Below are 25,122 nucleotides of genomic sequence, written 5' to 3' on the forward strand. Positions count from 1 at the left end.
ATATCAAGCGCCGCCAGCCTGCTTTTTCAGTGCGCCGAGAATACGCTTTTCGAGCGCCGCGTAGTCATGCCCGAAATGATGATCGCCCGACGTGCGGATCACTTCGATACCCGTCTTCGTGAGCGTCGGGCACAGCGTATCTTCTTCGTGCTCGCCATAGAAGCACTGCACGATCCGCGGCGGCAGACGTTCGAACTCGGGCTTCACCTTCAGCGCCTTGTCGCTGGCGGGCATGCCGAGCCAGCCCGTCACGCGAATCTGGAAGTCCGCTGCGGGCGCGAAGCCGAGCAGCGAAATCAGCGAGACTTTCGCGCGCATCGCATCGGGCAAGCGGTTGTACGCGAACGGCATCACGTCGGCACCGAACGAATAGCCGATCAGCGCGACGTGTTCCGCATGCCAGCGCGTCGTGTACGTTTGCAGCACACGCGCGAGATCGTGGCTCGTCTGTTGCGGTGAGTGCTCGGACCAGAAGTAACGCAGGCTGTCCCAGCCGATCACGGATACGCCATCTTTCTGCAGCTCTTCGGCGATCGTCTTGTCGAGGTCGCGCCAGCCGCCGTCGCCTGAGATCACGATCGCCATCAGGCCGTTCGGATGCGCGGCGGGCAGTTCGATCAACGGCAGATCGGAGACGTCCTCTTCCTTCATCGGCGCAACGCGCAGATGCGGCGTCGTCAGATCGACGATGCGCTGCGTGCCGGCGGAAGCGTTAGCATCCGTTTCGACAAAGCCGGGCAAGCCAGGCCCGTGGGTGATGGTCGGGTCCGGCGGGCAGGGGTTGAAACGCTTGTCGAGACTACTCTGCGCCGCGACCGACACGGCGCCCGCCACGGTGTTCTCCGCCGCCTGCTTGAGCACTGCCATCGCGAGCGTCGCGCCCTGGCCCGAGCCAGCGACGATCGGCATGAAGTAACGATTCGACTGCACCTGGCGTTCGAGCTGATGACTGACGGCCTCCGCGTCGCCTACGATCTGATGGCAAGTCTCTTTCTGCGCGGCGAGATTCGACGCGTACTTTTTCGTATCGACGCCGACCACCATTGCACCGTTCTTCGCGAGCGCGGCGGCGGCCTGCTGATCCGCAGCGCTCCAGCCGCTTTCGCGCGAGAACATCACAACGAAGCCGTGCACTTCGCCTGCGGGCTTCGTCACCGTGACCTGCCCATAACGGCCGCCGGACACCGTTTCAAATGCGTGCGCCGTCGGCGCGATGCCCGCGAGCGAGCACAGCGAAACGCTCGCCAGTGCGGCGAGCCGGTAAAACTTTTGCTTGATCATGAACGCCAGCCCCCTGCCAGCAATGACAGATCCGCGAGCGTGAAGAACACGCCGACAGACCCCGATGCAGCGAGATAGCGCGGCTCCCATTGAGGCTGGAATTTGCTCTTGAAAGCGCGCAGTCCGCGGAAGTTGTAGAAGCGGCCGCCGAAGCGCCACACGATGCCCGCGAGCCGGTGCCAGCGCGACGCGAGCGGCGTCGGCGACATGCCGGAGAACGGCGCCATGCCGAGACTCAGCGAACGGAAGCCCGCGTGCTTCAGATGCAGCGCGAGCTGGGTGAACAGGTACTCCATTGCGTACGGCGATGCTTGCGGCACGTGGCGCATCACGCCGACGGTCGCTTCCGTGTTCAGATCCGTCGTCATGAACGTGACGAACGCGACGGGCTCGCCGTTCTGACGCACGAGCATCACCGATTGCGCAGCCAGATAGTCCTCCGTGAACGCGGCGACTGAAAAGCTCTTTTCGCGCGCATCGCGGCTGTCGAGCCACACGTCGGAGATCGTGCGCAGCGTCTCCATCGATTCGGGCACGCGCGCCGGCTCGATCACTTCGACCGTGAAGCCGTCGCGCTCGCCGCGCTTCAACGCATAGCGCAGATGCGCGCGATGCGAGCCCTTCAGATCGAATTCGTCGAGCACGACATGCGCTTCCTCGCCGAGCTTCATCAGCGTGAGACCCGCGTCGAGATAGAGCGGCAGCGCGTTCGCGCGCACCTGATAGAACGCAGCGCGCCCGCCATGCGCATGCGCGAGCGCGACGAACTCGCCGATCAGCTCGGCCCACTCGCAGCGCGGACCGACGGGATCGTGCAGCGCGGCCCACGTGCGACCGTACTTCGCGTACATCAGGAAGGCCTGGCGCGACTTGGAGAACAGGAAGCTCTTGTCGCCCATCAGCGCGAGACCGGCGTCGCTGCGTTCCTGCGCGCGGAAGATGCGGGCTGCGTCCTCGAGATCCTGCTTCGCCGGCATCACGAAGCGGCCCGCAGCGGGGCGCAGCAATTGCCAGAACGCGAACGTCGCCGCGAACAGGCTGGCCGCAAGCGTCGCGCGCAACGCGCGCGGCGCGCGTTCGTCGAAGGCGAATTGCCACCACAGGTCGCGCGTATAAGGCACGTCGCGGAACGCGAACAGCATCACCCACACCGCGAGCATCAGCACCATCATCACCGACACAAGCCAGGCAGCGGTGAACGGCTCGGCAAAGAGCGACGAGCGGCGGTTGAAGCGCGAGCGCGTCGCGAGAAGCAGCACGATCAACGTGGACAGCACGCCTGCTTCGACGAACGCGAGACCCTTTGTCAGCGACAGCGCGAGACTCAGGACAACGAGACCGAGCGTGAGCCACCACGCGGCATCGAGACGCCGCGACAGGCCGCGCGCGACGAACAGCAGCGCCACGCCGACGAGGCTGCACAGCATCTGCGAGCCTTCGAGCACCCACAGCGGCAGAAAGTCCCGCAGGATCGCGATGCGATACCAAAAGGCGGGCGTCGCGCTGGAGATCACCAGCATGCCGCCGACGACGAACGTCACGAGGCTCAGAAACAGCGGCGCAAGCTGCGATACGGTGGCTGCATGATGCAGCGGCAGATGCTTCTTCAGCGCGCGTCCTTCGAAGCCGGCCAGAAGTCCCGCCGACACGATCAGCGGCAAGCCGAAATAGATCGCGCGATAGGCGAGCAGCGCGGCGACCATGTAGTGCGTCTGCACGCTGCCGCCGAGTGCGAACACCATCGCCGCCTCGAACACGCCGACGCCGCCCGGCGTATGACCGATCAGCCCGAGCAGCATCGCAGCCGCGTAGATCGTGATGAACGACACGAAGCTCACGTCCGTGTGCGGCAACAGCGCCCACAGCGCGAGACCGGCGGCAACCACGTCGAGCGCGGCGAGCAGCACTTGCGCGATGAAGTCGCGGCGCGACGGCACATCGAACGCGAGCCAACTCCAGCGCGTGCGGATTTGCCGCGTGTTCTTGCTGCACGCGAGCGTGATGAGCCCGAGCAGCGTCAACAGCCCCGCGCCGCCCCATGCGAGCGCGCCTGTCGGGCTGTGGAGCATCGGCGCGAGCGTCGTTGCATCGCACAGCATGCCGAGCGCCGTCATCAGGACGAGCGCGAGCGCAAGCGAAACGCTCGTGAAGACCGTCATGCGGCCGATCTGCGCGGGCGTCACGTCGGCGACGGCGTACACGCGCGCGCGCACCGCGCCGCCCGTCAGCGCGCCGAAGCCGGTCACGTTGCCGAGCGCCGAGCCCGCCGTCGCGCCGATCCAGAGCGCCGCGCGCGGCACCGTCTTGCCGACGTAGCGCAGCCCGACGGCATCGCGGCCCGCGAGAGCGATATAGCTGAGCACGGTCGCGCCGAGCGCGGCCGACCATTCGCCCGCCGTCAGATGACGCAGGTGGCTGATCACCGAGCGATAGTCGACAGCTTGCGACAGATGCTGGAAAACGATCAGGAGCAGCACGCAGACGCCCAGCGACATCACGGGCGACAGCAGCCGCCGGCTGCCAAGCGTGGCACACGTTCGCTGAAGCAGCGCGGCAGCGCGGCTCGAAAAACGGGGTTGGTCAGACATGGATGAATTCGGGTGTTGCCACGATGCGCAGCAATGGTCTCGTTGCGTCCGCATCGAATAAGGTTGGATTTCGGAGCGAACCGGGGGGCGATGGCCGCCCTGACTTCGCCTGTTTCAACTCTTTACAAACGGACAACGGCAATTTGCCCAAAAGGTTGACACCGGGAGGAACCCGGAGACGATTTTTTGCGGTTTTCGCTTAAGAAATCCTGATGTGGCCGGCATTCGGCCTGACATTGAGGCGGATCTTCCCGACGACAATTTGTCCTGACCGGACGCTGCCCCATGACGGACGGCAACATGCCGACCCGCATGGAAGCTTGCTCTTCGGCCGGCGCGGGGCCGGCTGATGTACCGGTTGGAACAAATCCCGGCGATGCGGGTTTTCGCGTTCAGACTGATCGAGCCCGCGCGCACGATACCAGATTTGTCCTTACGTTTACCCTTATTTGACATTCCTCCCGCTTTCATTGCCATACGGATGGTGAAAGCAGACCGGGCGGCAACTGTTAAATCAATGCCGTGTGGTGCCCGTGGTCCAACTCCTGCCTGAAGATCGTTGCCCGCCTCCCAACACCCTTGCGCTCTGGCGCCCGCCTGGCCCTGTTTCTTCCAGTCTCAGACGAATTGGCATGTTCGATGCCTTGTGACAGGTGCGCCAATCGCAGCGCAACGCAAGGAGACCCCCGTGAAATCTCTCGACAATCCGCTCGCCGCGTTGATCTGGGCGATACGGTTCCTGTGCCGCCACGTGCTGTATCTCGGCATTGTGATTCCGCTCGTCCTCGTCGCGGCGTTCTATCTTGGGCCGCGGATCATCGCGCTGTGCGGCGCCTGGTTCGATCCGATGACGCTCGTCGAGCCGATCGAGGTCTCCGACGATTTCAAGCACCGGGGCTACACCGATCAGACCTTGCAGCATCTGCTCGTCGATACGCTCAGCGATCTGCGCAAGGAAGCCGAATCCGTCACGCCCGCAAACGATACCGAGCACGTCCTGTCCGAGTTCAAGCTGCCCGACATCACGGTGCCCGGCACCGGCCTGTCGATCCGGCCGCTGATCGAATTCGCGCGCACGCTGCTCAAGCGCGACTCGTCGGTGTATGGCACGGTCGTCGGTACGCCGTCGTCGTTCGCGATGATGCTCACGCTGCGCGATCCCGACGGACGCACCGTCGCGCTCGGCAACGGCCTGTCGTCCGAAGCGGCCGCGTACGCCGATGCATCGAGCGAATCGCAAGCGCTCACGCAAGCGCTGCGGCAAGCCGCGATGACGATCCTTCAGCATCAGAGCCCGCTGCTGTACGCGTCGTATCTGACGCAGATGGAGCAGAAGCGCTGCTTGAAGGGTGACGCGGGCGACGCGCCTTGCCAGTTCGACGACATGCGCGAGCGCTTCGAACAACTCGCGGCGGGCTCGGGGCGCGACGCGTCGGGCGCATCGAAAGAGGACGCCGCGTGGGCGCTGCTCGCGCTGTCGAAGCTCGACACCTACACGCGCGATTACGAAGGCTCGATCCGGCACGCGCGCCGCATCGTCGACATGAGCGGCGAGCTGCATGCGTGGAAGAAGGTGCGTCCGTGGGCGTACTACAACTGGGGCGTCGCGCTCGCCGACATGGGCTGCTACCAGCACGCCGCCGAGGTGCTCAAGCGCGCCGTTCAACTGCACAAGGACTACGCGCCCGCGCACAACGCACTCGCCCGCGCGTGGCTCGGGCTCGCGCAGATGCCTGCGCTCGCGGGTGCTTCGATGCAGCCGGGCACCGAGTACATCGACTATCGCGCCGCCGCCGTCAACGAACTGCGGATCGCGATCGCGAAGAATCCCGGCTATCAGGAAGCGTATGTGAATCTCGGCGACGCGCTGCGTCTGCCGTCGAGCAAGACCAGCCTCGTTTCGCCCGCCGCAATGGACGAAGCACGCGATGCGTATCGCACGGCCGTTGCGCTGAACATCGACGATGCCGGGCGCGCGTATGAGCGGCTCGAAGCGCTGCACGACAGCGCGTTCATGAAGGTTGCGGCGCGCATCACGCGCAGCCGCGCGCAATGCTCGACGGGAATGGCGCGCTCGCTGCTCGAATCGTGGGGATGCAGCGACGCGCAGATCACAGCGGGCGCGGACAAGGACTCGACTGACATGCAGCCCGTCGCGATGCAGCCCGAAGCGCGCGCGAAAGCGTGCAACAAGCCCGAGTTGATGCTGCCAACCACTGCGCCTACGAACAGCGTCAAGGCTCGCGGCGCTGGCATCATCGAAGTGAAGAACATCGACGCGACGCGGGCGCCGCATGACGCAACACCCGCTGTCGATCCCGTTCGCAAGACCGTCGCGCCGCAGCGAGGCTGAGCGCTTGACTGTCGCTGCCACCGACGCGTTCGGCTTCAGCGAAAAGCCCCGGTCTATTGATTGGACCGGGGCTTCACACGTGCGCTCGCGATCGGCTCAATCGGCTCAGGCTCAATGCGCGCCCGCCGCTGCCGCGCCGCCACCGCCGCCCTTGGCGGGCCTCGTCAGCCAGATCAGCGGAATGATCACGATGAAGATCATCGACGACAGCCAGAAGATGTCGTTCAGCCCGAGCATCGCGGCCTGTGCATTCAGCGACCGCTCAAAGAACGCGACGGCCTGATCCATGCTGCCGCCGAGCGTCGCGTGCACGTTCGCGATCGCGTTCGTGTACGCGGGGTTGTTCACGCTCGACTGCTCCGCGAGTTGCGCATGGTGCAGGATGGTCCGGTTGTTCCAGCCCGTCGTGACGAGCGACGTGCCCACGCCGCCCGCGAACACGCGCACAAAGTTCGACACACCCGCTGCTGCCGGAATCTTGTCGGCGGGCAGGCCCGACAGGATGATGGCCGTCAGCGGCACGAAGAACAGCGCAGTCGGAATGCCTTGCAGCAGAGTCGGCAGAATCAGCGTCCATGGGTCGACGCCCGTCGTGTAGTTCGAGCGCATGAAGAACACGCCTGCGAAGCCGATGAAAGCGAGCGTCGCGAGCACGCGCGCGTCGGACTTCGGCATGATCTTCGCCATCACGGGCGCGAGCAGCACGGCGAAGATCCCGAGGGGCGCCGTCACGAGGCCCGCATCTACCGAACGATAGCCGAGATAGCCCTGAATCCACTGCGGCAGGATCACGAGATTTGAGAAGTACAGCGCATACGCGACCGAGATCGCAATCGTCCCGCCGCGGAAATTGCGCACCGCGAAGAGCCGGATATCGACGACCGGGTTCTTCTCCGTGAACTCCCAGATCAGGAAGAACAGAAAACTGATCGCCGCGATGGCCGCGAGCGTGCAGATCACGGGCGAGCTGAACCAGTCGAGATCCTTGCCCTTGTCGAGCATGATCTGCAGCGACGCGACCCATACGACGAGCGACATCAGGCCGACCTTGTCGATGGGCAGCTTGCGTGTCGGCGATTCGCGGTCGCGATAGATCATCCACGTCACGGCGGCGGCGAACAGGCCGACGGGAACGTTGATATAGAAGATCCACGACCAGCTGTAGCTGTCGGTGATCCAGCCGCCGAGCGCCGGACCCGCAATCGGGCCGACCGTCGCCGTCATCGCCCACAGCGCCAGCGCCGTCGAGCTTTTTTCCTTCGGATATGAGCCGATCAGAATGGACTGCGATAGCGGAATCAGCGGACCCGCGACGGCGCCTTGCAACACGCGCGCGGCGAGCAGCACGATCAGGTTCGGCGCGACGCCGCACAGCCACGACGAGAACACGAACAGCACGATCGCGGCGACGAACAGCCTGATCTGCCCGACGCGCTGCGTAAGCCAGCCCGTCAGCGGAATCGCGACGGCATTGGCCGCCGAGAACAGCGTGATCACCCACGTGCCTTCGTCGACGGACACGCCAAGATTGCCGGAGATGGTCGGAATCGCGACGTTCGCAATCGACGAATCGAGCACGTTCATGAACGTCGCCAGCGCGACGGCGATCGTCGCGAGGACCAGCTTGCCGCCTGTGAGCGGTGGCGGTGAAAGTTGCGTCGAGGGATTCATGTCAGTTCAAATCCAAAGTTTTCTATCGGTTGGCGGCTTTTATCTGACCAATCAGATAATTGGGCGAACCGGGACATGATGTGCGCCACGTCCCGGCGTGCGAATTAGCCGGCACGCTGTGAACCGCCGCGCCTGTCTCCCTTCTCGCCCGCGTCGGGCTTCGCAAGTGGCCGCGACGATGTGGCGCTGGCCATCGGGCTCGCATGCATCGGCACGCTGTTCTGCGCGATGATCTTCTCGATCTCGGCATCGGCCTGCGCGCCGTATCCATCGAACACATCCGTGTGATACGTCGTGTTCATGGCCGTGCCGAGTTGCGCGCCGGTTTCGTCGCGCGTGTCGACATTGACTTCCATCGAAAGACCGATACGCAGCGGATGCGCTTCGAGTTCCTTCTGGTCGAGCTGAATGCGCGCGGGCAAGCGTTGCACGACCTTGATCCAGTTGCCCGTCGCGTTCTGCGCGGGCAGCGTTGCGAACGCGCTGCCCGTGCCCGCCGAGAAGCCGGCCACGCGGCCGTGATACTGGACCTTGCCGCCATACACGTCGGCCGTCAGCGTCACGGGCTGACCGATGCGCATGTTGCGCAACTGGCTTTCCTTGTAGTTCGCATCGACCCACACGCCGTCGAGCGGCACGACCGCCATCAGCGGCGTGCCCGGCGACACGCGCTGGCCGACCTGCACCGAGCGCTTCGCGACATAGCCGGTGACGGGCGCAGGCAGCGTGTTGCGCGCATACGCGAGGTACGCGTCGCGCACTTTCGATGCGGCAGCCTGCACGTTCGGGTGCTGTTCGATCGTCGTGCGATCGGTCAACGCGCGGTTTGCTTCCGCCTGTTGACGCGCGGCGTCGAGCGCGGCCTGCGCGGCCGTCACGGTGTCGCGTGCATGTGCGATGTCTTCCGCCGACACCGCGCCCGTATCGGCGACGGCCTGGCGGCGGCGCAGATCGTCCTGTGCGCGCGCCAGTTCGGATTGCTTCTGCGCAACGTTGGCCGCATAGAAATCGTTGTTCACGTACAGGCTGCTCACTTGCCGCACGGTCTGTCCGAGCGTCGCTTCGGCGTTGCCGAGCGCAACCCTCGCATCGGCGTTGTCGAGCTTCACGACGGGGTCGCCCACTTTCACGACCTGCGTGTCGTCGGCATTCACGGCGACGACGGTGCCCGTCACCTGCGGCGTCAGCTGCACGAGGTTGCCGCTGACGTACGCGTCGTCAGTGGTCTCGTGATAGCGGGCATACGTCATGTAGTACGCGCCATACGCGGCCGCCGACACGACGACGGCCGCGCCGAGCAGCGCGAGCAGCAGCTTGCGCTTGCGCGTGCCGGGCTCGTTCGCGGCGGCATCGCGCTTCGCGGGCGCTGCTGCCGTGGCTTGCGAGTCTTGCGTCGCTTGACGCTCCGGGGTGTTGAGTTCGCTCATTTCGATTCTCCAGGCGGATTCGATAAGTTGCCGCTCAGCGTGCGGCGACGGCAGACGTGTTGGGATCGGACGCATTCGACGCATCGACGAAGCCGCCGCCAAGCGCGGAAGCCAGCGCGATCTGCTGGTCGCGGCGATCCATGCGCAGGTTGGCGACGGCCTGATCGGCGGAAAGCGCGTTGACGTCGGCATTCAGGACGGTCAGCTGATTCGTGAGTCCGGCCTTGTACTGCACCAGCGCGAGCTTGTCGGCCTGGCGCGCGGCATCCTGCGCGTTCTGCGCATCGACGAGCTGTCCGTCCGTCGAGCGCACGTCGGCGAGTTGCGTCGCGACTTCGCTCAATGCGGTGACGAGCGTCTGGTTGTAGGTCGCGACGGCGTAATCGAAATCGGCGTAGCGGCCCTTCAGTTGAGCGCGCAGTTCGCCTGCATCGAAGATGGGCAGATGGATCGCCGGGCCCACCGACGCGGTGCGGCTCGCCGCCGTCAGAAAGCGGCCGAAGCCGAACGCGTCGAGACCGATCGCGGCACTCAGGTTGATGTCGGGATAGAACTCGGCCTTCGCTTCCTTCACGTCGTGCGTCATCGCGTCGACGCGCCAGCGCGCGGCCACGATATCGGGGCGGCGGCTCACGAGATCCGCGGGCAGGTTATCAGGCAGACGCACTTCGTCGCCAATGCCGAGCGTCGGACGCGCGATCTGCAAGCCACGGTCCGGCCCTGCGCCGAGCAGCGCGGCGATCTGATAGCGCGTCGTGAGAATCCGGCCGTCGAGCGCCTTCAGCGTGGCGCGGCTCGTCGCGAGATTGGCCTGCGCGGTCTTGCGCTCGACTTCTGTATCCAGCCCCGTCGCAATGCGGCCCGCCGTGATGCGGTCGATCTGCTCGCGCTGCGCGATCTCCTGTTGCGCGATGTCGCGCAGCACATACAGGCGCGCGAGCTGGTTATACGTGCGGGCAATCGATGTCGTCAGCGTCAGCTTGACGAGTTCCGCGTCGGCCTGGCTGGCCTGAAGCTGCGAGACCGCCGACTTCAACGCTTCGCGGTTCTTGCCCCACAGATCGAGATCGTACGAAGCGCTCAGCAGGCCCTTGTTTTCCGTCTGCCACGAACCGCCGTATGGAGGCGGAACGAGCGCCGTGCTGGAGAACTGCTGGCGCGTGAGCGAGTAGCTTGCGTCGACGCGCGGCATCGTGCCCGCCTTCGCCGTTTCGCTAAAAGCCGAAGCAGACGCGACGCGGGCGCGCGCCTGGTCGAGCGTCGGGCTGCTCTTCAGCGCTTCATCGATCAGCGCCTTCAGTTGCGCATCGCCGAACTGATCGGCCCAATTCGCTGCGGGCCAGTGGCCCTGCTCGGCGGGAATGCTCTGCTGCGTTGCGTACTGCTGCGGCTCGGCCGTCTTCGCGTCGCTGTGGATGCCCGCGTAGTTCACGCACGCCGACAGCACCGCCGCGAACATCACCGAGACACCCACTTTCAGCGCGCGCGATGCGCGCTGCCCGGTGTTCGATTTGGTTTTTGACTGATTGCTCATTTTCTGACCTATCAGATAATTGGATAAAAAATCGCTCAATCGTCGAGGAATTTTCGAAGCAGACGGCGCAGTTCGTCGAATTCCGCCGCGGTGAAGCGCCCGAGGCGCGCGTTCAGCACATCCGGCGCGATCTCGGCGATGCGCAGCGCGACCTCGCGGCCCGCGTCCGTCAGTTCGAGATTCACGACGCGTCGGTCGTCGCTGCTGCGCGAGCGCGTGAGCATCCGGAGCGCTTCGAGCTTGTCGAGCATGCGCGTCATCAGGCCCGTGTCGATGCCGAGGTGCCGCGACAGCATCGCCGGCGTCGTATCGACGCCCCGCATCAGCGACAACAAAATGCCGACATGGTGCGCCCTGATGTTCAGGTCCTTCACCGCTGCATCCATCTGCGTCATCACGACGTTGCGCGCCTTGCTGATCGCGCAAATGACATCTTGCGTCAAGTGGAAATCGTCTTCCGGATCGTGCAACATCTCTGACTCCGTGCTATTTGCAAGAACAATAATTGACATGTCAGATACAATCAACAGCACATGGTGAAACTCATTGTTCCACCGGATGCGACAGTCCTTATCTTTCAGTTGGATAGTGCGGATGCGGGCCGAACGGCCGCACGGGGCGTGTTCAGTCGCCCAGGAATTTGCGCAGCAAGCGGCGCAGTTCCGTGAGTTCGGCCTTTGTGAAGTCCTTGAGGCGTGCGTTGAGCACGTCAGGCGCGATTTCGGGAATCTGATCGGCGACGGCGATGCCGTCTTTCGTCAGCGAAAGATTGACGACGCGACGGTCCTGCTGGTCGCGAGAGCGCACCAGTAGCCCTCTCGCTTCGAGCTTGTCGAGCATGCGGGTCATCAGCCCCGTGTCGATGCCGAGCATTTTCGACAGCTCGAATGGCGTCGACGCGAGGTTCTGTCTGAGCATCAGCACGATGCCCATTTGCTGGCCGGAGATGTCGAGTTCCTTGAGCGCCGCGTCCATCTCGGTGACGATCAGATTGCGCGCCTTCACGAGCTGGAAACCGACGCTCTCCCTCACCCTGAAATTGTCTTTGGTGTAGTGACGCACGCGAGGCCTCCTGAGCAAAACGGCGATCTGACTGACAGATCAGATACTACCAAATCAGGTCTCGCGCGCCGCTCGAAGCATGCTCACTTCAATCCGAGACGCTTCGCGAGTCGGTTCAGGTTCGCGCGATCCATGCCGAGCGTACGCGCGACGGCCGCCCAGTTGTGGTTGTTGCGCTCGAGCGCATCGCTGACGAGCGTGCGCTCGTAAGCCGTGACGGCGCTGCGGAAATCGGTGGCGCTTGCTTCGCCTGTGTTCGTCGAAGCCGAACCCAAAGCGGGCACGGCCAGATCGGCGCCCGGGTTCGCCGACATGCCGAGGTCAGCAGCCGTCAGCGTCAAAATGCGCGGCCGCTCGCGATGGCGCGACAACGCCTTGAACGCGCTGCGCCCGATCATGTGCTCCAGTTCGCGTACGTTGCCCGGCCAGTTGTACGCAAGCAGCGCGGCCTGCGCGTCGTGCGCGAGCCGGATGCTGAGCAGCCCGAGCCGCGCGCGGTTCTCTTCGAGGAAGAAGCCCGCGAGCAGCAGCACATCGCGTCCGCGTTCGCGCAGCGGCGGCACGCGCAACGGGTAGACGCTCAGCCGGTGATACAGGTCCGCGCGAAAACGTCCGGCGCGCACTTCTTCGGCCAGGTCGCGATTCGTTGCGGCGATCAGCCGCACGTCCACCTTGTGCTCGCTGTCCGAGCCGATGCGCTGCAACTGCCCGTTCTGCAACACGCGCAGCAGCTTCGCCTGCACGCCGAGCGGCAGTTCGCCGACTTCGTCGAGAAAGAGCGTGCCGCCGTCGGCCAGCTCGAACTTGCCGCTGCGGTCCGACGACGCGCCCGAGAACGCGCCGCGCACGTGCCCGAACAGTTCGCTCTCGACGAGCGTATCGGGAAGCGCCGCGCAGTTGAGGCTGATCATCGGCTTGTTCGCGCGCGGCGAGCCGCTGTGAATCGCGTTCGCGACGAGCTCCTTGCCGACGCCCGTTTCGCCCGTGACGAGCACCGTCAGCTCGCTGTTCGCGACGACGCGTATTTCGTTGACGAGTTGCTGATGCGCCGCGCTGCTGCCGATCAGATCACGGCCGCTCCGCCCGCTCGCCTGTCGATATGCCTCCGCGCGCTGACGCTCTTCTTCCGTGTTGCGCTCGAGCGTGTGGATGCGTTCCGCGACGCTCACCGTGGCCGCCGCGAGGCTCAGAAACGCTTGCAGCGCGTGCATGTCGATGCTGTCGAAGCGCTCCGGGTCGAGCGCATCGAGCGTCAGCAAGCCCCACGGCCTGCCGCCTATGAACAGCGGACAGCCCAGGCAATCGTGCACTTCGAGATGGCCGCTCACGCCCTGCACGAGGCCGTCGTAGGGATCGGGCAACGCGGAATCGGCGGGAAAGCGCGTCGGCTCGCGCGTCGAGAGCAGCGATTCGAAGCGCGGATGATCGCCGACGCGAAAGCGCCTGCCGAGCGTATCACCGCTCAGTCCGTCGATCGCGAGCGGGACGAGCGTGTCTTCGTCGAGACGCAAAAGGGCCGCTGCATCGCCGGGAAAAAGCGTGCGCAGCGTCGTCAGCAGCCGGCGATAGCGCTCGCGTTCCGGCAAGTCGCGCGTCAGGTCCTCGACGAGCGGAATCAGCGCATCGAGCACCTCGGATGCAGTCAGTTTGACTTCGCATGAAGTCTGATTAACCCTTGTCATATCCACAGATGATTTTTATAACCCGTTGATTTTACGATGTTCATGAGCTGGCCCGATACCTGCATTAGGTGATTACCCGAAACCCGCCGCATTGGCGGGCGCCACTCACCCCAACTGCGAGGAAACAACTCATGCTGTCAGCCGAACAACGCGCAATCATCAAGGCAACCGTGCCCCTGCTCGAAAGCGGTGGAGAGGCGCTCACCACGCACTTCTACAAGGTCATGCTGTCGGAGTACCCGAGCGTGCGCCCGCTGTTCAACCAGGCGCACCAGCAATCGGGCGACCAGCCACGTGCGCTGGCAAATGCGGTGCTGATGTACGCGCGTCATATCGATCAACTCGAACAACTCGGCGGACTGGTTTCGCAAATCGTCAACAAGCACGTCGCGCTGAACATCCTTCCCGAGCATTATCCGATCGTCGGCGGATGTCTGCTGCGCGCGATCCGTGAAGTGCTCGGCGCGGAGATCGCGACGGATGCCGTGATCGAAGCGTGGGCCGCCGCCTATCAGCAACTGGCCGACCTGCTGATCGGTCTCGAAGAGAAGGTGTATGTCGAAAAGGAAACGGCCAATGGCGGCTGGCGCGGCACGCGTGAATTCGTGGTGGCGCGCAAGGTCAAGGAGAGCGACGAGATCACGTCGTTCTATCTGCGCCCGGCCGACGGCGGCGATCTGCTCGAATTCCATCCGGGCCAGTACATCGGCCTGCGCCTGGTCGTCGAAGGCGAAGAAATCCGCCGCAACTATTCGCTGTCGGCTGCGGCAAATGGCCACGAGTATCGGATCAGCGTGAAGCGCGAGCCGAACGGCAAGGGCTCGAACTTCCTGCACGACTCCGTGCACGAAGGCTCGACGCTGGACCTGTATGCGCCGTCAGGCGATTTCACGCTGGAGAACAGCGACAAGCCGCTCGTGCTGATCAGCGGCGGTGTCGGCATCACGCCGACGCTCGCGATGCTCAACGCCGCGCTGCAAACGTCGCGTCCGATTCACTTCATCCACGCAGCGCGTCACGGCGGCGTGCATGCGTTCCGCGATGTTATCGACGATCTCGCGAACCGTCATCCGCAACTCAAGCGCTTCTACGTGTACGAGAAGCCGCGTGCCGACGATGAAGCGCATCACGCGGAAGGCTTGCTCGATGAAGCGCGTCTGATGGAATGGATGCCCGCGACGCGCGACGTCGATGTGTACTTCCTCGGACCGAAGCCTTTCATGAAGGCCGTGAAGCGGCATCTGAAGGCGATCGGCGTGCCCGAGAAGCAGAGCCGTTACGAATTCTTCGGGCCTGCTGCCGCGCTCGACTGATCAAGCTCGTTTTTGTTGTAGTGGTTGTTGTCTGGTAGGGCTACCCTGGTAGTACTTTGGAAGAGACGCGTGCCTGGTCTCTTCCTTTTTTGCTATTGCGGAGCTGGCGAAAACAAAAGTACAGCTAAAGCGGTTAGCGATCGTCCTCGTGAATCGACGACGGATGGCGGCATATCGCATCGACTTCGATTTCCATATACGGATAGAGCGGCAACTGCATGAGAAGATCATTCAGCTGCGCGGGACTTTCCACGTCGAACACGCTGTAGTTCGCATATAGCCCGGCGATACGCCACAAGTGCCGCCAGATTCCCTCTTTCTGCAGCCGCTGCGCCATGGCCTTTTCATTGGCCTTCAATTCGTTCGCGCGCTCCACGGGCATATCGTGCGGCAGCTTAACGACCATCTTCACGTGAAATAGCATTCGGGTACTCCGCTTGTTTCGAGCGACTTTCGAGTTACTTTCGGTGATTACGCGACATTCGCTGCGCGCCGCGCTTTCAATGCGCGCGACCGCCTGAAGCGGCGGCCGCATTCAACCATTCGACGATGCTGCGCGATCAGGCGCGAGCGCGCTCCACTTCACTCGTCGGCACGTCGTTGCGTTCCTTGACGAGATTGAAGTCGAAGTCGATCAGCGCGAACTGGCCATCGATGCCATACGGCTTGCCCGTTGCGCCCTCTTCCTTCTTCACCGCGGGCACGAGGCCTTCGCGCGTGGCGAACGCGAAGTCGTCCCACAGATACGGATCGCCTTCGATATTGATCTGCGTCGTCAGCTTGCGATAGCCCGGCGCCGACACGAAGAAGTGAATGTGCGCGGGACGATGACCATGACGGCCTAGCAGATCGAGCAGTTGCTGCGTCTTGCCTTCGGGCGGCACGCTATAGCCGATGGGAACCACGCTGCGGAAGCTGTAATTGCCGTTTTCATCGGTGCGGATCGAGCGGCGCAAGTTGTATTCGGGTTGCGACTTGTCGAAGTGCGAGTAGTTGCCGAGATGGTTTGCGTGCCACACTTCGACCAGCGCGCCGCGCAGCGGCTCGCCGTTTTCGGCGAGCACGCGGCCACGCATCACCAGCGTTTCGCCCGGCTCGTTGCCGTTGTCCAGACGCGCATGGCCCGTCGATTCCGGCGCGCCTGCCACATACAGCGGACCTTCGATCGTCCGCGGCGTGCCGCCCGCGATACCTGCTTGCTTTTCCGCTTCGTCGAGACGGACGTCCAGGAAGTGCTCGAAGCCAAGACCCGCTGCCAGCAGGCCGAGTTCTCCGCTTTGGCCCGCTTCGCCGAAATAGTTCAGGGCCGACCAGAATTCGTTCGGCGTCACATCGAGTTCGTCGATCGTGATGAACAGATCGCGAATGATGCGGTTGACCACCTGCTTCGTGCGGGCGTTGCCTTCGTGCGTGGCGCTCTCGTTGATCTTGTTCAACAGGGCGTCGATGGCTTTGATTTCCATGGGGATGTCTCCTTTAGTCCAATCACTGACGACGATACTCAACGGGCCGTTTCAGCACCGTCATAGCTTCACTACGCTCGCGCCGCGCTTCGCATCGCGGCGCAATCTCTCGATCTTGTCGAGGTCGAGTTGAATGCCCAGGCCCGGCCCTTGCGGCAACTTCAACGCGAAGTTCTCGTAGCGCAGCGGCTCGACGAGAACTTCTTCGGTGAGAAGCAGCGGTCCGAAGAGTTCGGTGCCCCACTTCAATTCACGGAAAGTACTGAACAGTTGCGCAGAAGCGATCGTGCCGAGCGCGCCTTCGAGCATCGTGCCGCCATACAGGTCGACACCCGATGCGAGCGCAATCGCGGCCACGCTCGCCGCGCCCGTCAGGCCGCCCGATTGCGCGATCTTCACGGCGAATACATCGGCGGCGTGGGCGCTCGCGAGATCGAATGCATCGACGGGGCCGTGCAATGCTTCGTCAGCCATGATGGGCACCTTCGACAGATGCGTGAGACGCTTGAGGCCGCGTCGGTCTTCGGCGGCGATCGGCTGTTCGATCAGATCGCAGCCTGCATCCGCGAGCCGCTCGATGGCCCACATCGCTTCGGCCTGGCTCCATGCCTGATTCACATCGACGCGCACTTGCGCGCGGTCGCCCACGGCGGCCTTGATCGCGGCAACATGCGCGACGTCGTCAGCGGGCGCGCGCGTGCCGATCTTCAGCTTGAACATGCGATGGCGCTTCATTTCCAGCATCTGATGCGCTTCGTCGATATCGCGGCCTGTGTCGCCGCTCGCTAGCGTCCACGCAACTTCGACGGAATCCGTCACGCGGCCGCCGAACAGTTCCGACAGCGGCACGCCGAAGCGTCGAGCCTGCGCGTCGAACAGCGCCGTTTCGATCGCGCACTTCGCAAAGCGATTGCCTTGAAAGCTCTCGCGCAGCTTCGCCATGACCTGGCCGGGGCGCGTCGCATCCATGCCTTTGAGCATCGGCGCGAAGTAAGTGTCGATATTGGTCTTGATGCTCTCGGGGCTTTCCTCGCCATAAGCGAGCCCGCCGATCGTCGTCGCCTCGCCCCAGCCTGTCATACCATCCGCGCATTGAATGCGGACCAGCACGAGGACCTGGCAGTTCATCGTGGCGACGGACAGGCGGTGCGGCCGGATCGTGGGAACATCGACGAGAATGGTATCTACGGCTTGTATCTGTATGGGGCTTGGTATCATACGGCTCTCCTGCTGTTGGGACCCATACTAGGGGCGCCAGCGGAATCCGTCCAAGACCGATTGAGTCTATTTCCATACCTTCAGGGCATAGATGGAACTGCGTCAACTTCGCTATTTCGTCGCGGTCGCGGAAGAAAGGAACTTCACGCGCGCCGCCGAGCGGCTGAACATGACGCAGCCGCCCCTCTCGCGGCAAATCCAGCAGATCGAAGACAGCGTGGGCCTTGCGCTCTTCGAACGGGGCGCGCGCCCGCTCAAGCTGACGGAAGCCGGACGCGTCTTTTACGCGCAGGCGAAGCGCCTGCTAGAAGAGAGCGACGAGTTGCTGCCGCTCACACGACGCCTCGCGCAACTCGCCGAGCGCATCGTCATCGGTTTCGTACCATCGACGCTGTACGGCCCCTTGCCCGACGTGATCCGCGCATTCAGGGAAGCGGCGCCGCTCATCCAGATTTCACTGATCGAGATGTTTACGATCGAGCAGTTAAGCGCGCTAAAAGGCGGACGCATCGATGTCGGCTTTGGCCGCCTGCGTTTCGACGACCCGCAGTTGGCGCGCGAGGTGCTCGTCGAAGAAGCGCTGATCGCCGCATTGCCCGCCGGCCATGCGCTCGCGGAAAACGGAACGTTGACGCTCGATGCTCTTGCGAAAGAGACGCTGATCATCTATCCGTCCACGCCACGGCCCAGTTACGCGGACCAGCAGCTCTCCGCCTTCCGCGATCATGCCGTCGAACCCGCAGCCGTCCATGAAGTGCGCGAGTTGCAGACGGCACTCGGTCTTGTCGCCGCGCAGGTTGGTGTGTGTCTCGTGCCGGAAAGTGTCAGAGGATTGCGCGCGCGTGGCGTGACATATCGTTCGCTCGACGACGCGCAGGTGTCGTCGCCGATCATCATGAGCCGCCGTTTGCAGGATCAAAGTCACACGACCGATCTGTTCTGCTCAATCGCGCGCGATCTTTTCAGGCAGCCGCTAACCGGCTAGTGCTTTTAGCGTTGTTCGACGGTATCGGACGAGGACTCGCTGACGACATGCCACGCGGCGACTGCCGTGCCTCCAGAACGTGATGCGCACGATGCGCGCGAAAAACCCAACGCGATCAAAGCGCCCGCCTTGAGCAGGCATTCAATCAGCGATTGCGAGAAAACCCAGACCGACTCGTTCAATTCCACGGGCAGCCCCGGTACGATTGCGACGAGGCTCAGTCCGCACAGGAAGGAAAATAGCCACTGCGCGCGCCTGACGCCACGCGCAGCCGCGAGGCCGATTGCGGCCCAGAGAGTCTTTGCGATCGCGAGCGCCGCGATGCCCGTATGGCCCAACGAAGGATCGAGTTCGGCAGGCGTCTCGATCAGCGACCAGCCGCACACGCCGAGAACGAAAAGAGTCGGAACGAGTGCCAAACGCGTGCGGCTGCGGTGCGTGTGCGCTTGCGGCAGAGCGTCAGCGTCGTCGATGACGCTCCCCCGTGAACGATCTGCCCCGGCCGTCACGATCGAACGCCTCCTGTCGATGTCATGCCTGCACGAACCATACGAGAATGAATGATCGAATTGTCGTATGTCGAAAGCACGAGCGGTAGTTAATCTTTGTTAAGTCAAAGCACTCCATCGTATATAGACGATTCGGCCGGTCGTGTTTTCAAGAACAACAGCGTCACTCGTGAAAACCACTATGTGATGCTCGGGTTTTGTTCAGGCTCTCGCGTGAGCCACGGCGCTACGCAGTCCGCGACGACAACGAACATCAGCGCCACTGCCCCGATTGCAAACAGCAGACGATGATTGCCGCCGCTCGCGTTGAAGATTGCCGAATACGCGTAGCCCGCAATCGCCTGAAATGCTGCGAACGTCGTCGTCACGCGACTCCACATGACGTGCTGCTTGCCATGGTCATGCACGACTTCGTGGATGCGAGCGAGCATCGTCGGCACGATGCCGGGCGGATAGCTGCCGATCAGCAACGTCAGCGCGCCGACCAGTATCCTGTTGCTCGACATCGCAAGCGCCGCGAGAGCCACGACTTGCAGCAGCGACAGCACGCGGATAGCGAAACGTCCACCCTGGCGGTCTGCGACGATGCCATATACAGGCGCACCGAAGATCGCGCCCACGCCATAGAGAATCCAGTACGAAGCGCCGATGTGCGCGCCCGCGCCGAGTCCGCGCGCGATGAAATCGACGAGAAAGACCATCGTGGGAACGAGGCCGAGCGCCATCAATGCGTACTCGACGTAAAGCACGCGGACTGTCGAAGGCTCGCGCGTCTTCACAGTGTGAGATGCCGATGAAGCGTGCAACGATTGCGTCGCGGACGGCCATCCTTGCCACGTTGCCAATGTCAGAGCGGCGGACAAGGCGGCAATGCCGATCCACGTATTCCGCAAGCCGAGGTTGAGCAGCAAAGGAACGATCGTGCCCGATGCCGCGATACCGACGCCAAGGCCGAGAAATATCGCCCCGCTCGCAAGCCCCTTGCGGGCCGCGGGCACGTGCGGCAGCACGGTTGCGGCGACCAGCACCATGATCGTTCCGCCCGCCACGCCCGACATCAATCTCCAGACGAAGAACCACGCCACCGATACCGGAAACGCACACGCAAGAAACGCTGCGGTGACGAGCAACATCATTGCTCTCAATGCCGACGTGTTCGTCACGCGGTGCGCAAGAGGGCGTCCGAGCAGCGCGCCGATCAGATAGCCCGCGAGATTGGCCGCGCTGAGATACACGACATCCGATGCTGAAAACCAATGGGCTTGAATCAGCGGTGGAATGAGCGGCGTATAGGCAAAGCGAGCCAGCCCGATTCCGACGAGGCTCGCGCTGAAACCCGCAAAGATATGTCGCCATACGGCGATACGGCCCGTGCCGGCCGTCGAAGAGAAAGACGCATCTGTAGACATGGTGAAGTGTTCCGCTCGAAGCCGCGCGTTGCGCGGCGGTATTTCAGGAAGCGGAACGAGCCGCTCGCGATGTTTGACTTTAATGTCAATAATGCGGATTCTAGACATACGTGACAAACATCGCAAGCGGAATGTGACGGCAGCATCCGCCACGTCGAACTGCAGATCGGTTGCGACGAACAGGGAGCAAAATCTCGCTATGTGGGAAAGAGGGCGAACTACGGATCTTTCACACGTTCACGGTGGCACGTGGGACGTTTGTTTGCGCGGTTCCAACAAAGCGTTTACTCTCTCAACTACGACTTCTATAGTCTTAGTTATAAACGCACATTCGTATGTGTCCTCTATCGTGCTGACGTCTGCGGGCACGTTGCAACCATCAGAAATGCTTTGTATCGGAGAGTTGAAAATGAATTTCGTCGAGACCGTTCTCGCATCTACTGCCGCAGCGTGCATCGCGCTGAGCGCATCGCACGCCGCCCATGCGCATGGCATCGATGGCCCGCACGAGCACATTAGCCCGGCGTTCCCGACCGCCATTGCAAACGTGCCCGGCAAGACCGTGACGGCCATCGTCGTCGACTACAAACCGGGTGGCGTTTCGCCGTCGCATCGCCATGGGCAGGCGTTCGTGGTCGGCTATGTGCTGCAGGGCGAAATCCGCAGCAAGGTCGATGACGGCGAAGAGCGCGTGTATCACGCGGGTGAAAGCTGGACGGAGGTGCCGGGCGCTCACCATCTGATCAGCGAGAACGCCAGCAAGACGAAGCCTGCAAAGCTGCTCGCCATCTTTGTCGCCGACGACAACGATAAGGACCTCGTGACCTGGGACAAGAAGTAAGCCGAGTGCATCTTTGACGCTTATCGAATCAGAGCAACAACACGCAAAGGCACGCGCAAGCTTCGAGCATTTAGTTGCCCGTCGGTAGTGGCTATCGGCCATGGATCGTTGCGTGCCTTTATCCAGCTTGCGATCCGTGCGCACATCGTCTCTATGGCGTGCGTCGACCAACCCTTGCGAGGCCCGTGTTGCATCTCAAATGGCGAAGCTTAGCTTGCGGTATTGCGGTCCGAACGTCCAATATAGAGTCATGGTGCGTCGATGCCTGGAATCGATGCGCCATGCAGGCATGTCAAACAAATTGCCTTGCGAGCCACACCGTACAACAACGTTGACGTCAGCAGCAGCACCTCGGCCGCGCGATCGCGAGCCGCCAGCCAAACTCTGTGACGGAGGTGAATGATGACTCGTCCGGTCGAAGAAGATATTGTTCGACGCGCATTGGTGGGCGTTTTGATGCCCACACCCCTGACGCTCGAATCGACCAGAAAAGCGCAATACGGTCCAAAGAAAAAATTCCGCATGACCAAACGGCCGCCGCCCGAAGCGCTAGAACCTGTCGAAGTGGAACCGCCGCCGGCGCATATTTCAATTCTCGAGCTTCTGTCGTCGAAAACGCTTAGCGTGTGCTGGAGCGACCCGCGCTCGGGCCATTACGCGGATCAGGTATGGCGGATCGGCCTCGCGCGCAAGGACGCCTTCTGCGTTCTGACAGGCAGGCCGATTCGACGCGGTGATCCTGTGTTCCGTCCGCGCGCATGCGAAACGTATTTCCCCGCAAACCGCAATCGAATGATTCTCGCGTCGGAAGTGCCGGGCTATGCGAGGGGCATCGTGCTCGATTAGTTTCGATCGTCGGTTCGTACGCGCATGGATGTATATAAGGAAGTGGAGAGACCTTAGATATTTGTATGTCGTTGTCATACGCAAGACTTCTTTTCGTTCAACGGCGGCCAAATGGCCGCTGTTGTCTTTGGCACGTACGATGCATGCCGCGAAACACAGTTTCTCGTTTTCGCCATGGATGCTCGAACCATCTGCCTCGATAACCGCATAAGCCTTCCCGCATAAGGCCTCTCGCTTCTTCACACGAATTCCGGATGGGCGACGCCAGCAATCTCGATCCGCATCCCCTCCGTTGCACTGAATTCACAAACCCGCTATTCTCGCAACTACGATAATTTAAGTCGTAGTACACAAACATGACGCGAGCGCAGGTTCTGTCACTCGCGATTGACGCAACCGTCTTCTGCCGCCAGGTGCGGCGCCGATTTTCAAAAAAGTTGCAACCGGAGAGCAAGCATGAAGATTTTTCACGTCGATTCGAGCGCCAAGCGCGAACGGTCCAATTCCCGCACACTGTCGCGCCAGTTCATCGACAACTTACGCAGTGAAGGCGTAGATGTCGAAGTCGATTACCTCGACGTCACCGCGGACACACCGGCGCACGTCACGGAGGCGTTCGCGATCGCGACGTACCGCGAAGCCGAGGAGCGCACCGATGAAATGCGCGCGACACTTGCCGCATCCGATGCGCTGTGCAAGCGCCTCTTCGAGGCCGATGCGTTCGTCTTTGCGATGCCGATGTACAACTGGTCGATGCCGTCCGCGTTCAAGGCGTTCATCGACAACATCACGCGTGCCGGCATCACCTACAAGACAACGGAGGATGGGCGCATCGTCGGCCAGTTGAGTCGCCAGAAAGTGTTGTTCATCACCACGCGCGGCGCGGACTTGCGCCCCGGCAACGTGTTCTCGTCGATGGATGCGTTGACGCCGGCGCTCAAGGCCGCATTTGGCTTCATTGGTGTCGACGACCCGACCTTCGTCGATGCGCAGCCGCTTCAGTTCTCCGATCAGGAAGCACGCGTTGAAGCATTGAAGCGCGCGCAGGCCGACCTCGCAGCCGTGGCGTCCGAGTGGGCGGCGTGGGAGCGGGAACGCACCGGTAGCGAGCAACTCGAGACGGCGTAAATCATCTCCTGCAAAACGCGGGCCGTTTCTGTCAAGCAAACAAAAAGGCCACAGCGTCAATGCTGCGGCCTTTCGCGTTGAACTCGACGTGAATGTGATCTTGCGACTATCGCTCCGCGTCGCGTGCCCGAAGACGATCGCCACGCTCCCGACGCCGGCCAGTCGCACGCCCTTCGAGCCACTTCACGACTTGCGGCCCGAACGTGCGTGGCGCTTTCGCCGATGTGCGCGTCGCCAGATCCGACAGCGATTGCGATGCCAGCGCCTCGCGCATACGCTTCTCGGCGTTCTGCATCACCGCGTGGATCGAGCAGACGCCGCTCGACGCCCATGTCGGCGCGGTCCCGCCGAATACCGCACAGCGCGTACGCACTTCGCGGCATTCGAACAGCGGCTTGTCGCCGTCGATGGCCGTCACGACGTCGAGTACCGAAATCTGGTTTGCCGGACGCGCCAGCGCAAAGCCGCCCTTCGCACCCTCTGTCGCAATGACGAGCCCCGCCTTATGCAGCTTTGTGAACAGCTTCGCGACGTAATCGGCGGGTACGCCCTGCAGTTCCGCCAGGTCGCGCACGCTCGCTTCGGACACACCGCCGGGCGCCTGTTCGGTCAGGTAAAGCAGGCAGTGCAACCCGTATTCGACGCCCGCGCTGATGTGAGACATGTTCACTCCGACTGATTTAATCGCAGTTAGGCTACCTCCTTTCGAATGCGGGTGCAACCCGGCAAACGTTGCATGCCTGTCGGATTAAGGTCTGAACAATGGAAACGCCTCTCGTGCCAGATCGTGCTAGAGAGGACGCGTGCTGTCGAGTGGGTGCAGTTCGAGCGCATCGTCGACGGCAAGCTCGTGCGCGATGAAGTCGATCAGCGTGCCGACGCGCCGGCTCGGCACAGCGCCCACATAGACCGCGAACAGATCGACGCGTTCGCTAATGAATGCGTCCAGCGCGGTTTCGAGCCGGCCGGACATCAGTTCGTGATAGATATCCCATCGGTTCTTGAGAACAACGCCATAGCCGTTGACAGCCCATTCGCGCAGCACGCTGCCATCGCTCGCCACACGATTGCCCGATACTTTCACCGACACCTTCTTGCCGTCGATGATGAACGGCCAGTCCGAGAGCGGCCCATCGGGCCGCGCGAATATCAGGCAATTGTGCGAAGAAAGCTGCGACGGGTGCATCGGTTTGCCGTGCTCCGTCCAGTACGACGGCGCCGCACAGACGACGAGCGGGCCCGTCAGCAGCAACCGCGCCTTGAGCCGCGAATCGATCAGGGGTCCGTTGCGCAACGCAAGATCCAGACGCTGATCGACGAGATCGACCACGCCGTCCGTCAACAGCAGCGACACCTGCACTTGCGGATGCAGGCTCATGAACTTGTCGAGCAACGGCACGACACGAGTCCGGCCGAAGTCGTTGCTGGCTGTCAGACGGATCGGCCCGTTCAACGGGCCGTCATCGCGCAGGCTCAGAATTGCGGCATCCCAGTCGGCGAGCACGCGGCGCGCATCGTCGAGGAAACGTTGACCTTCGTGCGTGAATGACAGCCGCCGTGTCGTGCGCGTAATGAGCCGCGCGCCGACTTCCTCTTCCAGCTTTTGCAGCGCAAGCGTAACTGTCGAAGTCGAGATCGTGCTCTTTCGCGCGGCCGCGGAAAAACTCCCGGCTTCGGCGATTTCGACAAACAGCCTTAACGCGTCCAGCCGGTCCATCTTCGTGTCCGTTCGAAAGAGTCGTAGCAGTATGGGTTATTGCTTCGGCGGCTCTTGCTATATACGCGCGCGCATATGGCGACGGTGGCGCGCCA

Annotated in this window: 21 protein-coding genes; 6 read left to right on the forward strand and 15 right to left on the reverse strand. The window is 62.7% G+C overall.

Annotated elements, in window-relative coordinates; translation table 11 throughout:
* Positions 1-3: 3 nt before the first annotated feature.
* Together BN2476_RS04215 and mprF are read right to left on the reverse strand one after the other, a co-directional pair.
* Positions 4-1,281: a virulence factor family protein gene (locus tag BN2476_RS04215; RefSeq protein ID WP_087732902.1), complete on the reverse strand. Its 1,278-nt coding sequence runs from the start codon at positions 1,279-1,281 to the stop codon at positions 4-6.
* Positions 1,278-3,869, reverse strand: coding sequence for a bifunctional lysylphosphatidylglycerol flippase/synthetase MprF (gene mprF, locus BN2476_RS04220; protein WP_087732903.1), 2,592 nt, complete (start codon positions 3,867-3,869; stop codon positions 1,278-1,280). Before mprF ends, BN2476_RS04215 begins: the two co-directional genes overlap by 4 nt.
* A 688-nt stretch (positions 3,870-4,557) precedes the next feature.
* Here mprF and BN2476_RS04225 point away from each other — a divergent pair.
* Positions 4,558-6,222: a tetratricopeptide repeat protein gene (locus tag BN2476_RS04225; protein WP_087732904.1), complete on the forward strand. Its 1,665-nt coding sequence runs from the start codon at positions 4,558-4,560 to the stop codon at positions 6,220-6,222.
* A gap of 111 nt (positions 6,223-6,333) precedes the next feature.
* Here BN2476_RS04225 and BN2476_RS04230 read toward each other — a convergent pair whose 3' ends face one another.
* The 6 genes from BN2476_RS04230 to norR form a co-directional block, all read right to left on the reverse strand.
* Positions 6,334-7,893 carry a DHA2 family efflux MFS transporter permease subunit gene (locus BN2476_RS04230; RefSeq protein ID WP_087732905.1) on the reverse strand — a complete coding sequence of 520 codons (1,560 nt, stop codon included), beginning with the start codon at positions 7,891-7,893 and terminating at the stop codon, positions 6,334-6,336.
* A gap of 104 nt (positions 7,894-7,997) precedes the next feature.
* Entirely contained in the window at positions 7,998-9,320 is a 1,323-nt protein-coding gene (locus BN2476_RS04235; RefSeq protein WP_087732906.1) for an HlyD family secretion protein, read from the reverse strand.
* A 34-nt stretch (positions 9,321-9,354) separates the two neighbouring features.
* Positions 9,355-10,854 carry an efflux transporter outer membrane subunit gene (locus BN2476_RS04240; RefSeq protein ID WP_087732907.1) on the reverse strand — a complete coding sequence of 500 codons (1,500 nt, stop codon included), beginning with the start codon at positions 10,852-10,854 and terminating at the stop codon, positions 9,355-9,357.
* 35 nt (positions 10,855-10,889) lie between these two features.
* A complete protein-coding gene (locus BN2476_RS04245; RefSeq protein WP_087732908.1) occupies positions 10,890-11,327 on the reverse strand; it encodes a MarR family winged helix-turn-helix transcriptional regulator in 438 nt (145 codons plus the stop codon).
* Positions 11,328-11,478: 151 nt separating this feature from the next.
* Positions 11,479-11,916 (reverse strand): MarR family winged helix-turn-helix transcriptional regulator, encoded by a 438-nt coding sequence (locus tag BN2476_RS04250; RefSeq protein WP_087732909.1) that lies wholly within the window; start codon positions 11,914-11,916, stop codon positions 11,479-11,481.
* Between the two features lie 83 nt (positions 11,917-11,999).
* Complete coding sequence (gene norR, locus BN2476_RS04255) at positions 12,000-13,598, reverse strand: nitric oxide reductase transcriptional regulator NorR (protein WP_087732910.1); 1,599 nt, start codon at positions 13,596-13,598, stop codon at positions 12,000-12,002.
* 131 nt (positions 13,599-13,729) lie between these two features.
* Between norR and hmpA the strand changes: the two genes are divergently transcribed.
* Positions 13,730-14,911, forward strand: coding sequence for an NO-inducible flavohemoprotein (hmpA, locus tag BN2476_RS04260; RefSeq protein ID WP_087732911.1), 1,182 nt, complete (start codon positions 13,730-13,732; stop codon positions 14,909-14,911).
* 133 nt (positions 14,912-15,044) lie between these two features.
* Here hmpA and catC read toward each other — a convergent pair whose 3' ends face one another.
* The 3 genes from catC to BN2476_RS04275 all read right to left on the reverse strand — a co-directional run bounded on the left by catC (position 15,045) and on the right by BN2476_RS04275 (position 17,592).
* A complete protein-coding gene (gene catC / locus BN2476_RS04265) occupies positions 15,045-15,335 on the reverse strand; it encodes a muconolactone Delta-isomerase (RefSeq protein WP_087732968.1) in 291 nt (96 codons plus the stop codon).
* 136 nt (positions 15,336-15,471) lie between these two features.
* Positions 15,472-16,374, reverse strand: coding sequence for a catechol 1,2-dioxygenase (gene catA, locus BN2476_RS04270; protein WP_087732912.1), 903 nt, complete (start codon positions 16,372-16,374; stop codon positions 15,472-15,474).
* Positions 16,375-16,434: 60 nt separating this feature from the next.
* Positions 16,435-17,592, reverse strand: a complete 1,158-nt coding sequence (locus BN2476_RS04275) for a muconate/chloromuconate family cycloisomerase (RefSeq protein ID WP_087732913.1) — start codon at positions 17,590-17,592, stop codon at positions 16,435-16,437.
* Between the two features lie 91 nt (positions 17,593-17,683).
* Between BN2476_RS04275 and BN2476_RS04280 the strand changes: the two genes are divergently transcribed.
* Positions 17,684-18,577, forward strand: a complete 894-nt coding sequence (locus BN2476_RS04280; RefSeq protein ID WP_087732914.1) for a LysR family transcriptional regulator — start codon at positions 17,684-17,686, stop codon at positions 18,575-18,577.
* A 5-nt stretch (positions 18,578-18,582) separates the two neighbouring features.
* Here BN2476_RS04280 and BN2476_RS04285 read toward each other — a convergent pair whose 3' ends face one another.
* Complete coding sequence (locus BN2476_RS04285; RefSeq protein ID WP_235850689.1) at positions 18,583-18,996, reverse strand: hypothetical protein; 414 nt, start codon at positions 18,994-18,996, stop codon at positions 18,583-18,585.
* Positions 18,997-19,265: 269 nt separating this feature from the next.
* Positions 19,266-20,495 carry a YbfB/YjiJ family MFS transporter gene (locus BN2476_RS04290; protein ID WP_087732915.1) on the reverse strand — a complete coding sequence of 410 codons (1,230 nt, stop codon included), beginning with the start codon at positions 20,493-20,495 and terminating at the stop codon, positions 19,266-19,268.
* A 409-nt stretch (positions 20,496-20,904) separates the two neighbouring features.
* On the opposite strand from BN2476_RS04290, the gene BN2476_RS04295 reads away from it, so the two are divergent.
* From BN2476_RS04295 to BN2476_RS04305, 3 genes are all read left to right on the forward strand, one after another.
* Entirely contained in the window at positions 20,905-21,336 is a 432-nt protein-coding gene (locus BN2476_RS04295) for a cupin domain-containing protein (protein ID WP_087732916.1), read from the forward strand.
* Positions 21,337-21,792: 456 nt separating this feature from the next.
* Positions 21,793-22,182, forward strand: a complete 390-nt coding sequence (locus tag BN2476_RS04300) for a DUF3331 domain-containing protein (RefSeq protein ID WP_235850690.1) — start codon at positions 21,793-21,795, stop codon at positions 22,180-22,182.
* A 456-nt stretch (positions 22,183-22,638) separates the two neighbouring features.
* Complete coding sequence (locus BN2476_RS04305; RefSeq protein WP_087732918.1) at positions 22,639-23,310, forward strand: FMN-dependent NADH-azoreductase; 672 nt, start codon at positions 22,639-22,641, stop codon at positions 23,308-23,310.
* 106 nt (positions 23,311-23,416) lie between these two features.
* Here the strand turns inward: BN2476_RS04305 and BN2476_RS04310 are convergent, their stop codons facing one another.
* Entirely contained in the window at positions 23,417-23,974 is a 558-nt protein-coding gene (locus BN2476_RS04310; protein WP_087732919.1) for an RrF2 family transcriptional regulator, read from the reverse strand.
* Positions 23,975-24,100: 126 nt separating this feature from the next.
* Positions 24,101-25,027 carry a LysR family transcriptional regulator gene (locus tag BN2476_RS04315; RefSeq protein ID WP_087732920.1) on the reverse strand — a complete coding sequence of 309 codons (927 nt, stop codon included), beginning with the start codon at positions 25,025-25,027 and terminating at the stop codon, positions 24,101-24,103.
* Positions 25,028-25,122 lie beyond the last annotated feature (95 nt).

Source organism: Paraburkholderia piptadeniae, assembly GCF_900007165.1.
GTDB classification, from domain to species: domain Bacteria; phylum Pseudomonadota; class Gammaproteobacteria; order Burkholderiales; family Burkholderiaceae; genus Paraburkholderia; species Paraburkholderia piptadeniae.